Annotated in this window: 12 protein-coding genes; 8 read left to right on the top strand and 4 right to left on the bottom strand. The window is 74.8% G+C overall.

The features are described 5' to 3' along the window. Positions 1-48 precede the first annotated feature (48 nt). From HNR08_RS02150 to HNR08_RS02140, 3 genes are all read right to left on the bottom strand, one after another. On the bottom strand, positions 49-612 hold the full coding sequence (locus HNR08_RS02150) for a DoxX family protein (protein WP_146840741.1): 564 nt from the start codon (positions 610-612) through the stop codon (positions 49-51). Between the two features lie 172 nt (positions 613-784). Beyond that, the gene (locus tag HNR08_RS02145; protein WP_146840742.1) at positions 785-2,146 is read right to left on the bottom strand and encodes a cryptochrome/photolyase family protein; all 1,362 of its coding nucleotides are present in this window, start codon (positions 2,144-2,146) and stop codon (positions 785-787) included. Between the two features lie 279 nt (positions 2,147-2,425). Beyond that, complete coding sequence (locus tag HNR08_RS02140) at positions 2,426-3,196, bottom strand: MerR family transcriptional regulator (protein WP_146840743.1); 771 nt, start codon at positions 3,194-3,196, stop codon at positions 2,426-2,428. 117 nt (positions 3,197-3,313) lie between these two features. Here HNR08_RS02140 and HNR08_RS02135 point away from each other — a divergent pair, with 117 nt between their 5' ends. The 7 genes from HNR08_RS02135 to HNR08_RS02105 all read left to right on the top strand — a co-directional run bounded on the left by HNR08_RS02135 (position 3,314) and on the right by HNR08_RS02105 (position 12,295). Continuing rightward, positions 3,314-3,988, top strand: a complete 675-nt coding sequence (locus HNR08_RS02135; protein ID WP_146840744.1) for a VOC family protein — start codon at positions 3,314-3,316, stop codon at positions 3,986-3,988. 43 nt (positions 3,989-4,031) lie between these two features. Beyond that, complete coding sequence (locus tag HNR08_RS02130) at positions 4,032-4,715, top strand: VOC family protein (RefSeq protein WP_183834755.1); 684 nt, start codon at positions 4,032-4,034, stop codon at positions 4,713-4,715. A gap of 187 nt (positions 4,716-4,902) precedes the next feature. Next, entirely contained in the window at positions 4,903-6,720 is a 1,818-nt protein-coding gene (gene ilvD / locus HNR08_RS02125) for a dihydroxy-acid dehydratase (RefSeq protein WP_221286456.1), read from the top strand. A gap of 39 nt (positions 6,721-6,759) precedes the next feature. Next, complete coding sequence (gene ilvD, locus HNR08_RS02120; protein ID WP_146839227.1) at positions 6,760-8,466, top strand: dihydroxy-acid dehydratase; 1,707 nt, start codon at positions 6,760-6,762, stop codon at positions 8,464-8,466. Between the two features lie 83 nt (positions 8,467-8,549). Then, positions 8,550-9,536, top strand: a complete 987-nt coding sequence (locus HNR08_RS02115; protein WP_146839229.1) for an ABC transporter ATP-binding protein — start codon at positions 8,550-8,552, stop codon at positions 9,534-9,536. Beyond that, a complete protein-coding gene (locus HNR08_RS02110; RefSeq protein ID WP_146839231.1) occupies positions 9,533-10,528 on the top strand; it encodes an ABC transporter permease subunit in 996 nt (331 codons plus the stop codon). Before HNR08_RS02115 ends, HNR08_RS02110 begins: the two co-directional genes overlap by 4 nt. A 42-nt stretch (positions 10,529-10,570) precedes the next feature. Beyond that, complete coding sequence (locus HNR08_RS02105; protein WP_146839233.1) at positions 10,571-12,295, top strand: glycoside hydrolase family 13 protein; 1,725 nt, start codon at positions 10,571-10,573, stop codon at positions 12,293-12,295. 1 nt (position 12,296) lies between these two features. On the opposite strand, the gene HNR08_RS02100 is transcribed toward HNR08_RS02105, so the two are convergent. After that, positions 12,297-12,914 carry an AMIN-like domain-containing (lipo)protein gene (locus tag HNR08_RS02100; RefSeq protein ID WP_146839235.1) on the bottom strand — a complete coding sequence of 206 codons (618 nt, stop codon included), beginning with the start codon at positions 12,912-12,914 and terminating at the stop codon, positions 12,297-12,299. Between the two features lie 336 nt (positions 12,915-13,250). On the opposite strand from HNR08_RS02100, the gene HNR08_RS02095 reads away from it, so the two are divergent. Continuing rightward, entirely contained in the window at positions 13,251-15,131 is a 1,881-nt protein-coding gene (locus HNR08_RS02095) for an acetolactate synthase large subunit (protein WP_146839237.1), read from the top strand. The last annotated feature ends 104 nt before the right edge of the window (positions 15,132-15,235 follow it).

The following is a 15,235-nucleotide window of genomic DNA, read 5'->3' as shown; positions in this document are numbered from 1 at the left end:
GACGGGCGCCTCGTGCGTGCGCCCCGGGCGGGCGCGCGCGGCGTGCGGTCAGCGCAGCCAGCGCTGCTGCCGGACCAGGGGCAGCTCGCGCCACCACCTGCCGAGGCCCCACGTGTCGCCGGCCAGGCAGACGGCGCTCACCACGAGGACCAGCGCGTAGACGATGTGGTAGTCCACCAGCGGGTTCGTGGAGCCCTCGACGAGCGGCCACTCGGCCATCCACATCATGACCATGATGATCGAGCCGGACCACGCCGCGACCCGCAGGCCGATGCCGAGCATGACGGCGAGGCCGACGCCGAGCATGCCGAGCATGAACAGGACGTCGGTGGCGGGGCTGGCGATGCCCTGGAAGAAGCCCTTGAACGGCCCGACGACGGCGTCGCCGTTGAGGAAGCCCTGGCTCGGGGTGCCCCCGTTGATCCAGGCCCGCTCGGAGGGCGTGGCGTAGCCGAGGCCGAACGTCTTGTCGAGGAACGCCCAGAGGAAGATGAAGCCGGTGGCCAGGCGGGTCACGGCGAGCGCCCGGCGCGCGTTCACCGACGTGACGAGGTCCTCCTGCACGGGCAGGGGAGCAGGAACGGTGGAGCGGGGTGTCGCGGTCGCGGTCATGAGAGGTCTCCCGATCGTGTTCACGTCTTTGTGACGACGTTCTCAATCTCGCGCGCCCGACCGGGGGTCTGCACAGGTCGAAGGTCCCGACCGGCTCTCGCGACGGTCCGGACTGCGCCGTTCGGGTGGCTGTCGGTGCCCCACCCGGGACCCACGTCCCAGATCGATGCCGTCAGCGACCCGCGGCGTACGCGGCGAGCGTCGCCTCCCGCTCGGCGGCGTGGTCGACGATCCGCCCGGGGTAGTCGGGCGCGGCCGACCGCGGCAGCTTCCACGGCTCGTGCACGGCCCGGCCCGGCACGCCGCGCAGCTCGGGCACCCACCGGCGCACGTACGTGCCGTCGGGGTCGGACGTCAGGCCCTGGGTGACGGGGTTGAACACCCGGAAGTACGGCGCGGCGTCCCGCCCGGTGCCCGCGACCCACTGCCAGTTCATCTGGTTCTGCGGCAGGTCGCCGTCGACCAGCCAGGCGAGGAAGTGGTCGGCGCCGCGCTGCCAGCGCACGTGCAGGTCCTTGACGAGGAACGACGCGACGACCATGCGCACCCGGTTGTGCATCCAGCCCTCGCCGCGCAGCTGCCGCATCCCCGCGTCGACCAGCGGGAACCCGGTGCGGCCCGCGGCCCAGGCGTCGAGCGCCGCGTCCTCGTCGCGGCCGGTCGCCCACGAGTCCTCGGGCAGCACGGGCGTCAGTGACTCGTGCGCGCCGCGGGGCGAGTGGAGCAGCACGTCGGCGTGGAACTCCCGCCACGCGATCTGCCGGCGGAACGCCTCCGCCCCCGGGCCGCGGCGGCGCGCGAGGTCGGCGAGGACGGTGCGCGGGTGGATCTCGCCCCACTTGAGCGGGACGGACAGCCGCGACGTGCTGTCCAGGTCGGGGCGGTCGCGCTCGTCGTCGTAGCGGCCGATCGCGTCCTCGAGGGCCTCCGCCCACCGGTCGAGGGCGGCCTCCTCGCCGGCCTCGGGCAGGGTCAGCCCCTCGGGCACCGGGGCGTCGGGCAGGGGGTCGGAGCGGCGGGCGTCCGTGAACGTGACGCGGCGGGCCGTCGCCTCGGCGTCGGGGGCGGGCGCCCGCCATCCGTGGTCCCGCCACGCGCGGTGGAACGGCGTGAACACCTTGTACCCGTCGCCCGAGCCGTTGCGCACGCGACCCGGGGCGACGGCGTAGGGCGAGCCGGTGCGCACCAGCGGCACGCCGGCGTCGGCCAGCGCGGCCTCGACCGCGTCGTCCCGGCGCCGGCCGAACGGCTCGAAGGAGGCGGCGGCGTGCACGGCCGTGGCGCCGGTCTCCCGGGCGACGGCGGGAAGCACCGTCCGCGGGTCGCCGCGCCGGACCAGCAGCCGGCCGCCGGTCTGCGCGTCGAGCGCGGCGAGGCTGCGCACCAGGTACGCCCGCCGCGGGGCTCCGGCGCGGTCCCACAGCCGCGGGTCGAGCACGTAGAGCGCGACCACGTCGCCGGCGTCCGCGGCCGCGTGCAGGGCCGGGTTGTCCCCGAGCCGCAGGTCGCGGCGGAACCAGTGGATCGCGGTCACCCCGCGACGGTAGCCAGGCCGGCCGGGGCCCGCGAGCGGGCGGCGCGGTCCGGTGCCCGCGCCGGGTCCAGACAGACGTCGAGGCACCACCGGCCCGGGCGATGAGCCGATGGTGCCTCGACTGGGGGTACCTGGGACGGGTCGTCGTCACCAGGTGACCAGCTGGACCGCGGGCTGATGGCCCGGTGACCGTCCCGGGGGAGAGACGGCCGGTGGTCCGACACGGGACCAGCGTGCCGCGCGCGGGCCTCCTGCGGATGGGCCGATGGTCCCGACCTGTCAGCCGGCGGCGACGTCGTCGGCGTGCGCGTGGATCGCGTCGCGCAGGTAGGCCGCGAGCCCCGGTGCGACCGCGTCGTAGGTCGCGGTGAACCGGGCGTCGTCGACGTACATCGAGCCGAGCCCGCGGTACGCCGCCGGGTCCGGGGTCCAGAACAGCGCGACCCAGGCGTGGTGCCGCGCGACGAGGTCCCGGGTGGCCGGGTCGTCCGCGGGCGTGCCCGCCGCCAGCAGCGCCGCGAGGCCCTCGCTCACGGCCCGGCCCTCGCGCTGGTGCGCGGCCCGCTCGTCGTCGGACAGCTGCTCCCAGCTGCGGTTGCTGCGGTCCACGGCCCCGTCACCCCAGCGCTCGCGGGCCTCCGCCTCGTACCGGCGGTGGTCGAAGCCCTCGTACATCTGCTCGGTCGGCATGGTGGTGCCCCCTTCCAGGGACTCGATGGTGGAGGCGACCGTGCGGGCGAGCCGGTCGAACCGGTCCCGCTCCGCCAGGAGCCACGCGTGGTGCTCGCGGAGCCGGTCGGCGCGCGGGGTGCCCGACCGGTCGTCGAGCATCTCGGCGATGGTGCCGAGCCCGACGCCCAGCTCGCGCAGGACCAGCACCTGCTGCAGCCGCAGCAGCTCGTCCCGCCCGTACGCCCGCTGCCCGTTCGGCGCGGTGCCGACGGGGCGCAGCAGGCCGACCGCGTCGTAGTGCCGCAGCGTGCGCGACGTGACGCCGGACAGGCGCGCCACCTCGGCGGTGGTCCACCGCTCCTCGGTCTGCTGGGTCATCGCGGGTCTCCCGGGTGCCTCCGACGGCGGTCCCTCCGCCGTCACCACAGGACCGTAGGAGTTGACGTCGCGTCAACCGCAAGCCCGGGTGTCGAGGGTCGGTGGCAGGCTCTCGGCATGGACATCGCACCCACCCCCGTCATCGGTCCCGGCGCCGCGACCGAGCGCGTGGACGCCCGACACTGGCGCGTGCTGCTCCTGTGGCTGCAGGCCGCCTTCCGGACCCCGGACCTCGCCACCGGCGCGGCGCTGGTGGCCCGGGTGGCGGAGGCGGCGGACCGGGTCGGCGCCCGGCCCGACGTGACGCTGCGCCCGGACCGGGTGCAGGTGCGCACGACGACGTGGGCGGCGCACGGGCTGACCGAGGCGGACCTCGCCCTGGCGGAGGCCGTGAGCCGCGCGGCCGACGAGCTCGGCGACCCCGCGCTGCTCACCGCGCAGGAGATCGCGGTCGACGCGCTCGACATCCCGGCGGTGGCGCCGTTCTGGCGCGCCGTGCTCGGCTACGGGGCCGAACCCGGCACCGACCCGGACGACCACGTGCTGGCCGACGCGGACGGCCTCGGGCCGGGGTACTGGTTCCAGCAGATGGACGAGCCCCGCCCGCAGCGCAACCGCATCCACGTCGACGTGACGGTGCCGCACGACCAGGCGGAGGCCCGGGTGGCCGCGGCGCTCGCGGCGGGCGGCACCCTGGTGTCCGACCGGCGCGCGCCGGCGTTCTGGGTCCTGGCCGACCCGGAGGGGAACGAGGCCTGCGTCTGCACCTGGCAGGCCCGCGGGAAGGGCTGAGGTCCCGGCCCGTGTGTCGGTGGTCGCTGGCACACTGCCGCGCATGGACGCCGCAGCGCAGCAGGTCATCAGCCCGGACGAGGTCGCGGACCGCGTCGACGCCCGCCACTGGCGGGTGCTCCTCTACCGGCTCGAGGCGGCGTTCCGCACGCCCGACCTCGTCGCCGCCACGGAGCTCGCCGCCCGCGTCGCAGCCGCCGCCGCCCCGCTCGGGGCGGTCCCGGACGTCGGGCTCCGGCCGCACCGGGTGCACGTGCGCACGACGACGCCCGGCCGGTTCGGGGTCACGGAGACCGACCTCGCGCTCGCCGGGGCCGTGAGCCGCGCTGCGGACGAGCTCGGGTTGGCGGGCGACCCGGCGTCGCTCACCACGCAGGAGGTCGCGATCGACGCGCTGGACGCCGCCGCGGTGCTGCCGTTCTGGCAGGCGCTGCTCGGCTACGTGCGGCCCGAGGGGCTCGACCCGGCGTTCCACGTGCTCGCCGACCCGCACGGCACCGGGCCGGGCTACTGGTTCCAGGACATGGACGCCCCGAGGCCGCAGCGCAACCGCATCCACGTCGACGTGACCGTGCCGCACGACCAGGCGGACGCGCGCATCGCGGCGGCGCTCGCGGCCGGGGGCCGGGTGGTCCGCGACGCCGAGGCGCCCGCCTTCCTGGTGCTGGCCGACCCCGAGGGCAACGAGGCGTGCGTCTGCGCCGCGCCGCCCCCCGCCGCGGGCTGACCGGCACCCGCGCGGGCCGCCGGCCGTCTCGCGTGCTGGGCGATCACTGTCCGGACGGCCGGCGCACCCTGACGTGCGCCGACGTACCGTGTCCGGGCGCCGCCACCGCGGCGGCGCCCAGCATGTCCGAAGGAGTCCCCGCGTGAGTCGTCCCCTGCGCTCCCGTACCTCGACCCACGGCCGCAACATGGCCGGTGCCCGCGCCCTGTGGCGCGCCACCGGCATGGGCTCGGAGGACTTCGGCAAGCCGATCATCGCGATCGCGAACTCGTACACCCAGTTCGTCCCGGGCCACGTGCACCTCAAGGACATGGGCGACCTCGTCGCGTCGGCGATCCGGGAGGCCGGAGGCGTCGCGAAGGAGTTCAACACGATCGCGGTCGACGACGGCATCGCGATGGGCCACGGCGGGATGCTCTACTCGCTGCCCAGCCGCGACCTCATCGCCGACTCGGTCGAGTACATGGTGAACGCCCACTGCGCCGACGCCCTGGTCTGCATCTCGAACTGCGACAAGATCACCCCGGGCATGCTCAACGCGGCGCTGCGCCTGAACATCCCGGTGATCTTCGTGTCCGGCGGCCCGATGGAGGCCGGCAAGGCGGTCGTGGCGGACGGCGTCGCGAAGACGCACCTCAACCTCATCAACGCGATCAACTACTCCGCGGACGACAACGTCTCCGACGAGGCGCTGGGCCGCGTCGAGGAGAACGCCTGCCCGACGTGCGGCTCCTGCTCGGGCATGTTCACCGCGAACTCGATGAACTGCCTCACCGAGGCGCTCGGCCTGTCGCTGCCGGGCAACGGCTCGACCCTCGCGACGCACAGCGCCCGCCGGGACCTGTTCCTCGAGGCCGGCCGCACGATCGTCGACCTGGCCCGCCGGTACTACGACGACGAGGACGACACCGCGGCCCCGCGCGGCATCGCCACCCGCGCGGCCTTCGCGAACGCCATGACGCTCGACGTCGCGATGGGCGGCTCCACCAACACGGTGCTGCACATCCTCGCCGCGGCGCAGGAGGCCGAGGTCGACTTCACGCTGGCCGACATCGACGCGATCAGCCGCCGGGTGCCCTGCCTGTCCAAGGTCGCGCCGAACCACCCGGACTTCCACATGGAGGACGTGCACCGCGCCGGCGGCATCCCCGCGCTGCTGGGCGAGCTGGACCGCGCGGGCCTGCTGGACCACGACGTCACGTCGGTGCACACCCCGACGCTGCGCGCGTGGCTGGACGACTGGGACATCCGCGGCGGGAGGGCCACCGAGCGGGCCGAGGCCCTGTTCCACGCGGCCCCGGGCGGGGTGCGCACCACGCAGGCGTTCTCCACCTCGAACGTGTGGGAGTCGCTGGACACCGACGCCGCGATCGGCTGCATCCGCGACCTGGCGCACGCCTACACCGTCGAGGGCGGGCTGGCGGTGCTGCGCGGCAACCTGGCCGAGGACGGCGCGATCATCAAGACCGCCGGCATCGACCCGGACGTGTTCCACTTCGTCGGCCGGGCTCTGGTCTGCGAGTCGCAGGACGAGGCGGTCGAGAAGATCCTCACGAAGCAGGTCGAGCCGGGCCACGTCGTCGTCGTGCGCTACGAGGGCCCCGCGGGCGGCCCGGGCATGCAGGAGATGCTCCACCCGACCTCGTTCATCAAGGGCCGCGGCCTGGGCAAGGTCTGCGCGCTCATCACGGACGGCCGGTTCTCCGGCGGGTCGAGCGGCATCTCGGTGGGGCACGTCAGCCCCGAGGCGGCGGCCGGCGGCACGATCGGCCTGGTCGAGGACGGCGACGAGATCGAGATCGACGTCGAGTCGCGCGTGATCCGGGTCAACGTGCCGGACGCGGTGCTCGCGGAGCGCCGGGCCAAGATGGAGGCCCGGGAGAACCCGTGGCAGCCGGTGGCCCGCGACCGCTACGTCTCGCCTGCCCTGCAGGCGTACGCGGCGATGGCCACGAGCGCCGACCGCGGCGCGGTCCGGGACGTGAGCCGTCTCCGCCGGGGCTGACACTCGGCACGCCGGGACGCGGCGACCTACAGTCGGGGCATGACGGACACCTCTGCGCAGGTCGACATCAAGCCCCGGTCCCGGCAGGTCACGGACGGGATCGAGGCCACCGCCTCGCGCGGCATGCTCCGCGCCGTGGGCATGGGCGACGACGACTGGGTCAAGCCGCAGATCGGCGTCGCGAGCTCCTGGAACGAGATCACGCCCTGCAACCTGTCGCTGCAGCGGCTGGCGCAGGCCGTGAAGTCCGGCGTGCACGCGGCGGGCGGCTACCCGCTGGAGTTCGGCACGATCTCGGTCTCCGACGGCATCTCGATGGGCCACGAGGGGATGCACTTCTCCCTGGTGAGCCGCGACATCATCGCGGACAGCGTCGAGACGGTGATGCAGGCCGAGCGCCTGGACGGCTCCGTGCTCCTGGCCGGCTGCGACAAGTCCCTGCCGGGGATGCTCATGGCGGCGGCGCGCCTCGACCTCGCGAGCGTGTTCCTCTACGCCGGGTCGATCATGCCGGGCTGGGTGAAGCTCGAGGACGGCACCGAGAAGGACGTCACGCTGATCGACGCGTTCGAGGCGGTCGGCGCGTGCGCCCGCGGCCTGATGAGCGAGGGCGACCTGGACCGCATCGAGCGGGCCATCTGCCCGGGCGAGGGCGCCTGCGGCGGCATGTACACCGCGAACACGATGGCGTCGGTGGCCGAGGCGATCGGCATGTCGGTCCCCGGGTCGGCCGCCCCGCCGAGCGCGGACCGCCGCCGCGACGCGTTCGCGCACAAGTCCGGCGAGGCCGTGGTGGAGCTGCTGCGCCGCGGCATCACCGCCCGGCAGATCATGACCAAGGAGGCGTTCGAGAACGCCATCGCGGTGGTCATGGCGTTCGGCGGCTCCACGAACGCGGTCCTGCACCTGCTGGCCATCGCGCACGAGGCCGAGGTGGACCTGACCCTCGACGACTTCAAGCGCGTCGCCGCGCGGGTGCCGCACCTCGGCGACCTCAAGCCGTTCGGCCGGTACGTCATGGCGGACGTCGACCGGATCGGCGGCGTGCCGGTGGTCATGAAGGCGCTCCTCGACGCGGGCCTGCTGCACGGCGACTGCCTCACGGTGACCGGGCGGACCGTCGCCGAGAACCTCGCCGACGTCGCCCCGCCGGACCCCGACGGCAAGATCCTGCGGGCGCTCGACAACCCGATCCACCGCACGGGCGGCATCACGATCCTCGACGGGTCGCTCGCGCCGGAGGGCGCGGTCGTGAAGTCGGCGGGCTTCGACACGGACGTGTTCGAGGGCACCGCGCGGGTGTTCGAGCGGGAGCGGGCCGCGCTGGACGCGCTGGAGGACGGCACGATCCGCGCCGGGGACGTCGTGGTCATCCGCTACGAGGGCCCCAAGGGCGGCCCCGGGATGCGGGAGATGCTGGCGATCACCGGCGCGATCAAGGGCGCGGGCCTCGGCAAGGACGTGCTGCTGCTCACCGACGGCCGGTTCTCGGGCGGGACCACCGGCCTGTGCGTCGGGCACGTCGCCCCGGAGGCCGTGGACGGCGGCCCGATCGCGTTCGTGCGGGACGGCGACCGGATCCGGCTCGACGTGGCGCACGCGACCCTCGAGCTGCTGGTGGACGACGCGGAGCTCGCGGCGCGGCGCGCCGGGTGGCAGCCGCTGCCGCCGCGGTACACCCGGGGCGTGCTGGCGAAGTACGCGAAGCTCGTGCAGTCGGCGTCGACGGGGGCCGTCCTGATCTGAGCCCCGGCCGCCCGGCCGCCCCGCCGCGCCCCCACCTGCCGGAACGCCCCCGGGCGGCCCGGGCCCACCGCTAGGGTCGCGCCATGACGGACCTGCCCCCGCCCGGGACGACCGCGGTCAGCACCCGCGGCCTGCGCAAGACCTACCGGCACCGGGGGCGGCGGGTCGTCGCCGTCGGCGGGCTGGACCTGGACGTGCCGCTCGGCGGGGTGCACGGGTTCCTCGGGCCGAACGGCGCGGGCAAGACCACGACCATCCGGATGCTGCTGGGCCTGGTCCGGCCGGACTCCGGCACGGTCCGGGTGCTCGACGCGCCCGTCCCGCAGGCGCTGCCGCGGGTGGTCGGGCGCGTCGGCGCGATCGTGGAGCAGCCGCGGTTCTTCCCGACCTTCTCCGGCCGGCGCAACCTCGAGCTGCTGGCCGCGGGCATCGGGGTCGACCCGGCGGCGGTGGACCGCGTGCTCGCGTCCGCCGGCATCGCGGACCGCGCCGGCAGCCCGGTCCGCACGTACTCGCTCGGCATGAAGCAGCGGCTCGCCATCGCCGCGACGCTGCTGAAGGACCCGGACCTCGTCATCTTCGACGAGCCGACGAACGGGCTGGACCCTGCCGGGATCCGCGAGGTCCGGCAGACCATGCGCGCGCTGGCCGACGCCGGGAAGACCGTCCTGGTCTCGAGCCACATCCTCGCCGAGGTGCAGCAGGTCGCGGACACGGTCTCGATCGTCACGCAGGGGCGGCTGGTCGCGTCCGGGCGGGTGGCGGACCTCGTCGCGTCGGCCGGCGGCGGGCAGGTGCGCGTCGGCGTCGAGCAGCCCGCCCGCGCGGCCCAGGTGCTCGCCGCGCGCGGCTGGGGCGTCGCGCCGGACGGCGAGGACGGACTGCGGGTGACCGGTGCCGAGCCCGCCGCGATCACGGAGGCGCTCGCGGGTGCCGGGCTGTACCTGCACGAGCTCGTCGGGGCCCGCGCCGACCTGGAGCAGGTGTTCCTGGCGCTGACCGGCACGGACGGCGAGGCGGCGGCGCTCCAGGGCCGGCCCGCCCCGCACGGGCGGAGGGTGCGCGCATGACCGCGCTGGTGGTGGTCGAGGGCCGGCGGTTCCGGTACCGGACGGCGGTGCGGTGGCTGGCGGTCGCCGGCGTCGTCGCGGCACTCGTGACGGTGCTGGGGGCCTACCTGGCGACGCGGCCCCCGTCGGCGGCGCAAGTCGAGCAGCAGCGCGTGTGGTTCGAGCAGGCGGTCGCCGACTGGGAGGAGAACGGCGAGCAGTGGGTCGCCGACTGCCGCGAGCAGGAGGCGGCCGCTCAGGAGAGCGACCCGGCGGCCGACTACGGCTGCGACCAGATGACCGCCCCGCGGTGGGAGGACTTCACCGCCCCGCGGAGCACGTTCGCGGGGGACGCCGGGTCCTGGGCGACGCTCCTGTCGGTCTTCCTGCTGCTGCTCGGCTTCGCCGCCGGGGTGACGGCGGTGACCGCGGAGCACGCGGCGGGCTCGCTCGCGCTCTGGCTGACGTACGTCCCGCGCCGGGGACGGGTGTACGCCAGCAAGGTGCTCGTCGCCGGCCTCGGCGTCGTGCCGCCCGCGGTGCTCGCGCTCGCGCTGGGGGTCGGCGGGTCGTGGGCCGTCGCTGCGGTGAACGACGCGCAGGGCGACCTCACCGGCCGCGTCTGGACGGAGCTCGGGTGGCAGGGCCTGCGCACCGTCGCGCTCGTGGCCGTGGCCGGGGCGCTCGGGGCCGCGCTCGGGTTCCTGCTGCGCGGGGCCGCCGCCGCGCTCGGGCTCGCCGTGGGCTGGTTCCTGCTGGTCGACCTCCTGCTGAGCAACGTCCTGCCGGCGCTCCAGCCCTGGACGCTGCGGATGTCGGCGGCGGCCTGGCTCGGGGACGGCGCCGACTACGGACTCCCGGTGCCGTGCGACTCCGTCGAGACCGCGGCGGCGGGGACGTGCTGGGGTGTCGAGACGCTCTCGGCCGGCCGGGGCGCGCTGCAGCTCGCCGTGGTGGCGGCGGTCCTGCTCGTCGCGGGCCTCCTCGTGTTCCGGCGGCGGGACCTGGACTGAAGGGCGCTGCCGGCGCAGTCGCGGCGTGAGAGGGTCGGGGGCATGGCCTGGACCGTCGAGGACGCACCGTGGTGGACGCGAGCCGTCGTCTACCAGATCTACCCCCGCTCGTTCCAGGACTCGGACGGCGACGGCGTCGGCGACCTGCGCGGCGTCCTGTCCCGGCTCGACCATCTCGAGGCGCTCGGCGTCGACGTCGTGTGGCTGTCGCCGATCTACCGCTCGCCGCAGGACGACAACGGGTACGACATCTCCGACTACCAGGACGTCGACCCCGCGTTCGGCACGCTCGCGGACCTGGACGAGCTGATCGCGGCGCTGCATGCGCGCGGGATGAAGCTGGTCATGGACCTCGTGGTGAACCACACGTCGGACGAGCACCCGTGGTTCGTGGAGAGCCGGTCCTCGGTCACCAGCCCGAAGCGCGACTGGTACTGGTGGCGCGGCCCGCGGGACGGGATGGCGGCGGGGCAGCCGGGCGCCGAGCCGACGAACTGGCACTCGTTCTTCTCGGGCTCGACCTGGGAGCTGGACGAGGCGTCGGGGGAGTACTACCTGCACCTGTTCAGCCGGAAGCAGCCGGACCTCAACTGGGAGAACCCCGAGGTCCGCGCGGCCGTGCACGCGATGATGCGCTGGTGGCTGGACCGCGGGGTCGACGGCTTCCGGATGGACGTCATCAACGTCATCTCGAAGGACACCGCGCTGCCGGACGGGCCCGTGGTCGCGGGGGTCTGGGGCGACGGCAGCCCGCACTACACGGACGGCCCCCGGGTGCACGAGTTCCTGCACGAGATGCACCGGGAGGTGTTCGAGGGCCGGGCGCACGCGCTGCTCACCGTCGGGGAGACCCCGGGCGTGACGCTGGAGGAGGCGCTCCGGTACACCGACCCGGCGCGGCGCGAGGTCGACATGGTCTTCCAGTTCGAGCACGTCGGCCTGGACCACGGACCCGGCGGGAAGTTCGACCCGAAGCCGCTGCGGCTGACCGACCTCAAGGCGACCTTCGGGCGCTGGCAGGCCGGGCTCGCGGACGTCGGGTGGAACAGCCTGTACTGGGACAACCACGACCAGCCGCGGGTGGTGTCCCGGTTCGGCGACGACGGCCGGTACCGGACGGAGTCGGCGAAGGCGCTGGCCACGCTGCTGCACCTGCACCGCGGGACGCCGTACGTCTACCAGGGCGAGGAGCTCGGGATGACGAACGCGCACTTCACGCGGTTCGACCAGTACCAGGACATCGAGTCCATCCGGCACGTCGCGCAGGCCCGCACGCTCGCGTCCGCGACCGACGAGCAGCTGCTCGCCGGGCTCGCGGCGATGAGCCGCGACAACGCGCGCACGCCGGTGCAGTGGGACGACACCCCGAACGCCGGCTTCACGACGGGCCGGCCGTGGCTCGCCGTGAACCCGAACCACGTCGAGGTGAACGCCGCCGCGGAGCGGGCGGACCCGCAGTCGGTGTTCCACCACTACCGGCGGCTCATCGCGCTGCGGCACGAGGACCCGGTGGTCGCGCTCGGCGACTTCACGATGCTGCTGCCCGACGACGAGCAGGTCTACGCCTTCACGCGGTCGCTGGACGGCGACGCGCTGCTGGTCGTGGTGAACGTGTCGGGGCAGGAGCGGGCGGTCGACCTCGCCGGCGCGTGGCCGGTGGCGGCGGACGGCGGCTGGGGCGACCTCGTGCTCGGGACCCACGCGGACCCCGGCGAGCCGGCGGTGCTGCGGCCCTGGGAGGCCCGGGTCGTGCGGCGCCCCGCCTGACTCAGGCCATCGACCGCTGCACGTCCACGACGAGCCGCAGGGGGTCCTGGAGCAGGAACACGCGGTACGGGGCCTCCGGGTCGGTCAGGCCGAGGAAGACCTGGGTCTGCCCCTCGAACGTCCCGGTGAACTCCGCGCCCGTGACCACGGTGCCGCCGGGGGTCCGCGTGCCCGCGGGCAGCTCCTCGACGCCGGTGTCGTACGGGTAGCCGAGCCCGGTGACGTACACCGCCAGGACGCCCTCGCCGCCGAGGTCGAGCGTGTCGCCGGTCGGGTCCTCGACCGCGGCCGCCTGGCGCTCGACGTGCCACCCGGGCGTGCCGACGCCGCCGAGGTCGACCACGACCCGGTCGTAGCCGGTGTGCGTGCCGGTGCGCAGGCCGGTGACGGTGAGGCGGGCGTCGGCGGACGGCTCGGCGTCGGCGCCGGCGTCCGGGTCGCCCGGGAGCGCGGTGGCCGAGGGGCTGGGCGCCGGCGTCGCCGCGGGCGCGGGCGACGTGGCGGCGTCGGGGCTCGGGCTCCCGGGGGCGGCCGGCTCCGGCCCGCCGCACGCGGCCAGCAGGACGAGCGCGGCTGCGGCTGTGCCGGCGAGCAGGGGGCGGCGGGCGGGCGCGGTCATGCGGTCGAGGCTAGGTCGGCGGCGCGGCCCCGGCGCCGTCCGGCGCGCCCGGGGGCGGCCCCTCTCACCACGTGGACTCGTGCACCACGATGTGAGACGCCTGAGAGCCGGCGTGACACCGGACCGGGGGCGGCGTAGGGTCACGGGCATGCAGACGAACCTCCTCGTAGTACTTCCCGGGCGCGCCGGCTGAAGCCACGCACGGAAGGCTTCGTCAGCGCGCGCACCCCTCGACCGCCCCCACCCCGGGGCCGAGGGGTTTTTTCGTGCCGACGGCGAGCCACCGGCGGCACCACCAGCTCCACGCTCCACCCGCACCGACGCCAGGAGACACCGATGGTCCAGGGCCCCCACCCGGCACCTCCCCGCAGGCCCGCCCCGCCCGCCGCCGCACCCGCGGGCGCCACCCCCGAGCCCCGGCTCGCGGGCGACGTCCCCGCCACGGCCCGGCCGCGCCCCGTCATCACCGAGCAGGTCACCGGCGCGAAGTCGATCGTCCGCTCCCTCGAGGAGGCCGGCGCGGAGGTCGTGTTCGGCATCCCCGGCGGCGCGATCCTGCCGACGTACGACCCGCTGATGGACTCCACGCGGCTCCGGCACATCCTCGTGCGGCACGAGCAGGGCGGCGGCCACGCCGCGGCCGGGTACGCGCACGCCACCGGCAAGGTCGGCGTCTGCATGGCGACCTCCGGCCCCGGCGCGACCAACCTGGTGACCCCGATCGCCGACGCGAACATGGACTCGATCCCGATGGTGGCCATCACCGGCCAGGTCGGGGCGTCCCTCATCGGCACGGACGCGTTCCAGGAGGCCGACATCGTCGGCATCACGCTGCCGATCACGAAGCACAACTACCTGGTGACCGACCCGGCCGACATCCCGCGGACGATCGCCGAGGCGTTCCACATCGCGTCCACCGGCCGCCCGGGGCCCGTGCTGGTGGACATCGCGAAGTCGGCGATGCAGACGGACACCACGTTCACCTGGCCGCAGCAGATGGACCTGCCGGGCTACCACCCGGTGACCAAGCCGCACGGCAAGCAGATCCGCGAGGCCGCCCGCCTGCTCGCGACCGCCCGCCGCCCGGTGCTCATGGTCGGCGGCGGCGTCATCCGCTCCGGCGCGTCCGCCGAGCTGCGCCGGCTGGTCGACGAGTCCGGCGCCGCGGTGGTCACCACGCTGATGGCCCGCGGCGCGCTGCCGGACACGCACCCGCAGCACCTCGGCATGCCCGGCATGCACGGCACCGTGGCCGCGGTCGCCGCGCTGCAGAAGGCCGACCTGGTCGTGGCGCTCGGGGCGCGGTTCGACGACCGGGTGACCGGCAAGCTGTCGTCCTTCGCCCCGAACGCGACGATCGTGCACGCCGACATCGACCCGGCGGAGATCGGCAAGAACCGCGCCGCGGACGTGCCCATCGTCGGCGACCTGCGCGAGGTCATCGCCGACCTGCTGCCCGAGCTGGCCCGCGAGCAGGCGCACCACGGCAAGCCGGACCTCGAGGCGTGGTGGCAGCAGATCGACGCGTGGCGCGAGACGTTCCCGCTCGGCTACGACGAGCCCACCGACGGCCACCTGGCGCCGCAGCACGTCATCTCGCGGATCGGCGAGATCTCCGGGCCGGAGTCGATCTTCGTGGCGGGCGTCGGCCAGCACCAGATGTGGGCCGCGCAGTTCATCAAGTACCAGCGGCCGAACTCCTGGCTGAACTCCGGCGGCCTCGGGACCATGGGCTTCTCGGTGCCGGCGGCCATGGGCGCGAAGGTCGGCGCCCCGGACCGCACCGTGTGGGCGATCGACGGCGACGGCTGCTTCCAGATGACCAACCAGGAGCTCGCCACCTGCACGATCAACGAGATCCCGATCAAGGTCGCGGTGATCAACAACTCCTCGCTCGGCATGGTCCGGCAGTGGCAGACGCTGTTCTACGAGTCCCGCTACTCGAACACCGACCTGCACACGGGCCACGGCACCGTGCACGTCCCGGACTTCGTCAAGCTCGCCGACGCCTACGGCGCGGTCGGCCTGCGCTGCGAGACGGCCGCCGACGTGGACGCCACGATCACGCGCGCGATGGAGATCGACGACCAGCCGGTCGTCGTGGACTTCACCGTGTCCCGCGACGCGATGGTGTGGCCGATGGTCGCCGCCGGTGTGAGCAACGACGACATCCAGTACGCCCGGGGCATCAGCCCGGCGTGGGACCGCGAGGAGTGAGCCGGAGTGAAGTGGAGGATGAGGGCCGCAGCGGAGCAAGGCACTCGGCCGGAACGGAACGCAGGCACACTCCGACCCAAGAGCACCGAGGACTGAGGAGCACC

It is taken from the genome of Cellulomonas hominis, assembly GCF_014201095.1.
Lineage (GTDB): Bacteria > Actinomycetota > Actinomycetes > Actinomycetales > Cellulomonadaceae > Cellulomonas > Cellulomonas hominis.
The sequence above is the reverse complement of the archived record's forward strand: the minus strand, read 5'-3'. Positions and strand labels throughout refer to the sequence as shown.

Coding starts and splice junctions, on each gene's coding strand:
- HNR08_RS02150 (WP_146840741.1), bottom strand. CDS start 612: ATGACCGCGACCGCGACACCCCGCTCCACCGTTCCTGCTCCCCTGCCC.
- HNR08_RS02140 (WP_146840743.1), bottom strand. CDS start 3,196: ATGACCCAGCAGACCGAGGAGCGGTGGACCACCGCCGAGGTGGCGCGC.
- HNR08_RS02135 (WP_146840744.1), top strand. CDS start 3,314: ATGGACATCGCACCCACCCCCGTCATCGGTCCCGGCGCCGCGACCGAG.
- HNR08_RS02130 (WP_183834755.1), top strand. CDS start 4,032: ATGGACGCCGCAGCGCAGCAGGTCATCAGCCCGGACGAGGTCGCGGAC.
- ilvD (WP_221286456.1), top strand. CDS start 4,903: ATGGCCGGTGCCCGCGCCCTGTGGCGCGCCACCGGCATGGGCTCGGAG.
- ilvD (WP_146839227.1), top strand. CDS start 6,760: ATGACGGACACCTCTGCGCAGGTCGACATCAAGCCCCGGTCCCGGCAG.
- HNR08_RS02115 (WP_146839229.1), top strand. CDS start 8,550: ATGACGGACCTGCCCCCGCCCGGGACGACCGCGGTCAGCACCCGCGGC.
- HNR08_RS02110 (WP_146839231.1), top strand. CDS start 9,533: ATGACCGCGCTGGTGGTGGTCGAGGGCCGGCGGTTCCGGTACCGGACG.
- HNR08_RS02105 (WP_146839233.1), top strand. CDS start 10,571: ATGGCCTGGACCGTCGAGGACGCACCGTGGTGGACGCGAGCCGTCGTC.
- HNR08_RS02100 (WP_146839235.1), bottom strand. CDS start 12,914: ATGACCGCGCCCGCCCGCCGCCCCCTGCTCGCCGGCACAGCCGCAGCC.
- HNR08_RS02095 (WP_146839237.1), top strand. CDS start 13,251: ATGGTCCAGGGCCCCCACCCGGCACCTCCCCGCAGGCCCGCCCCGCCC.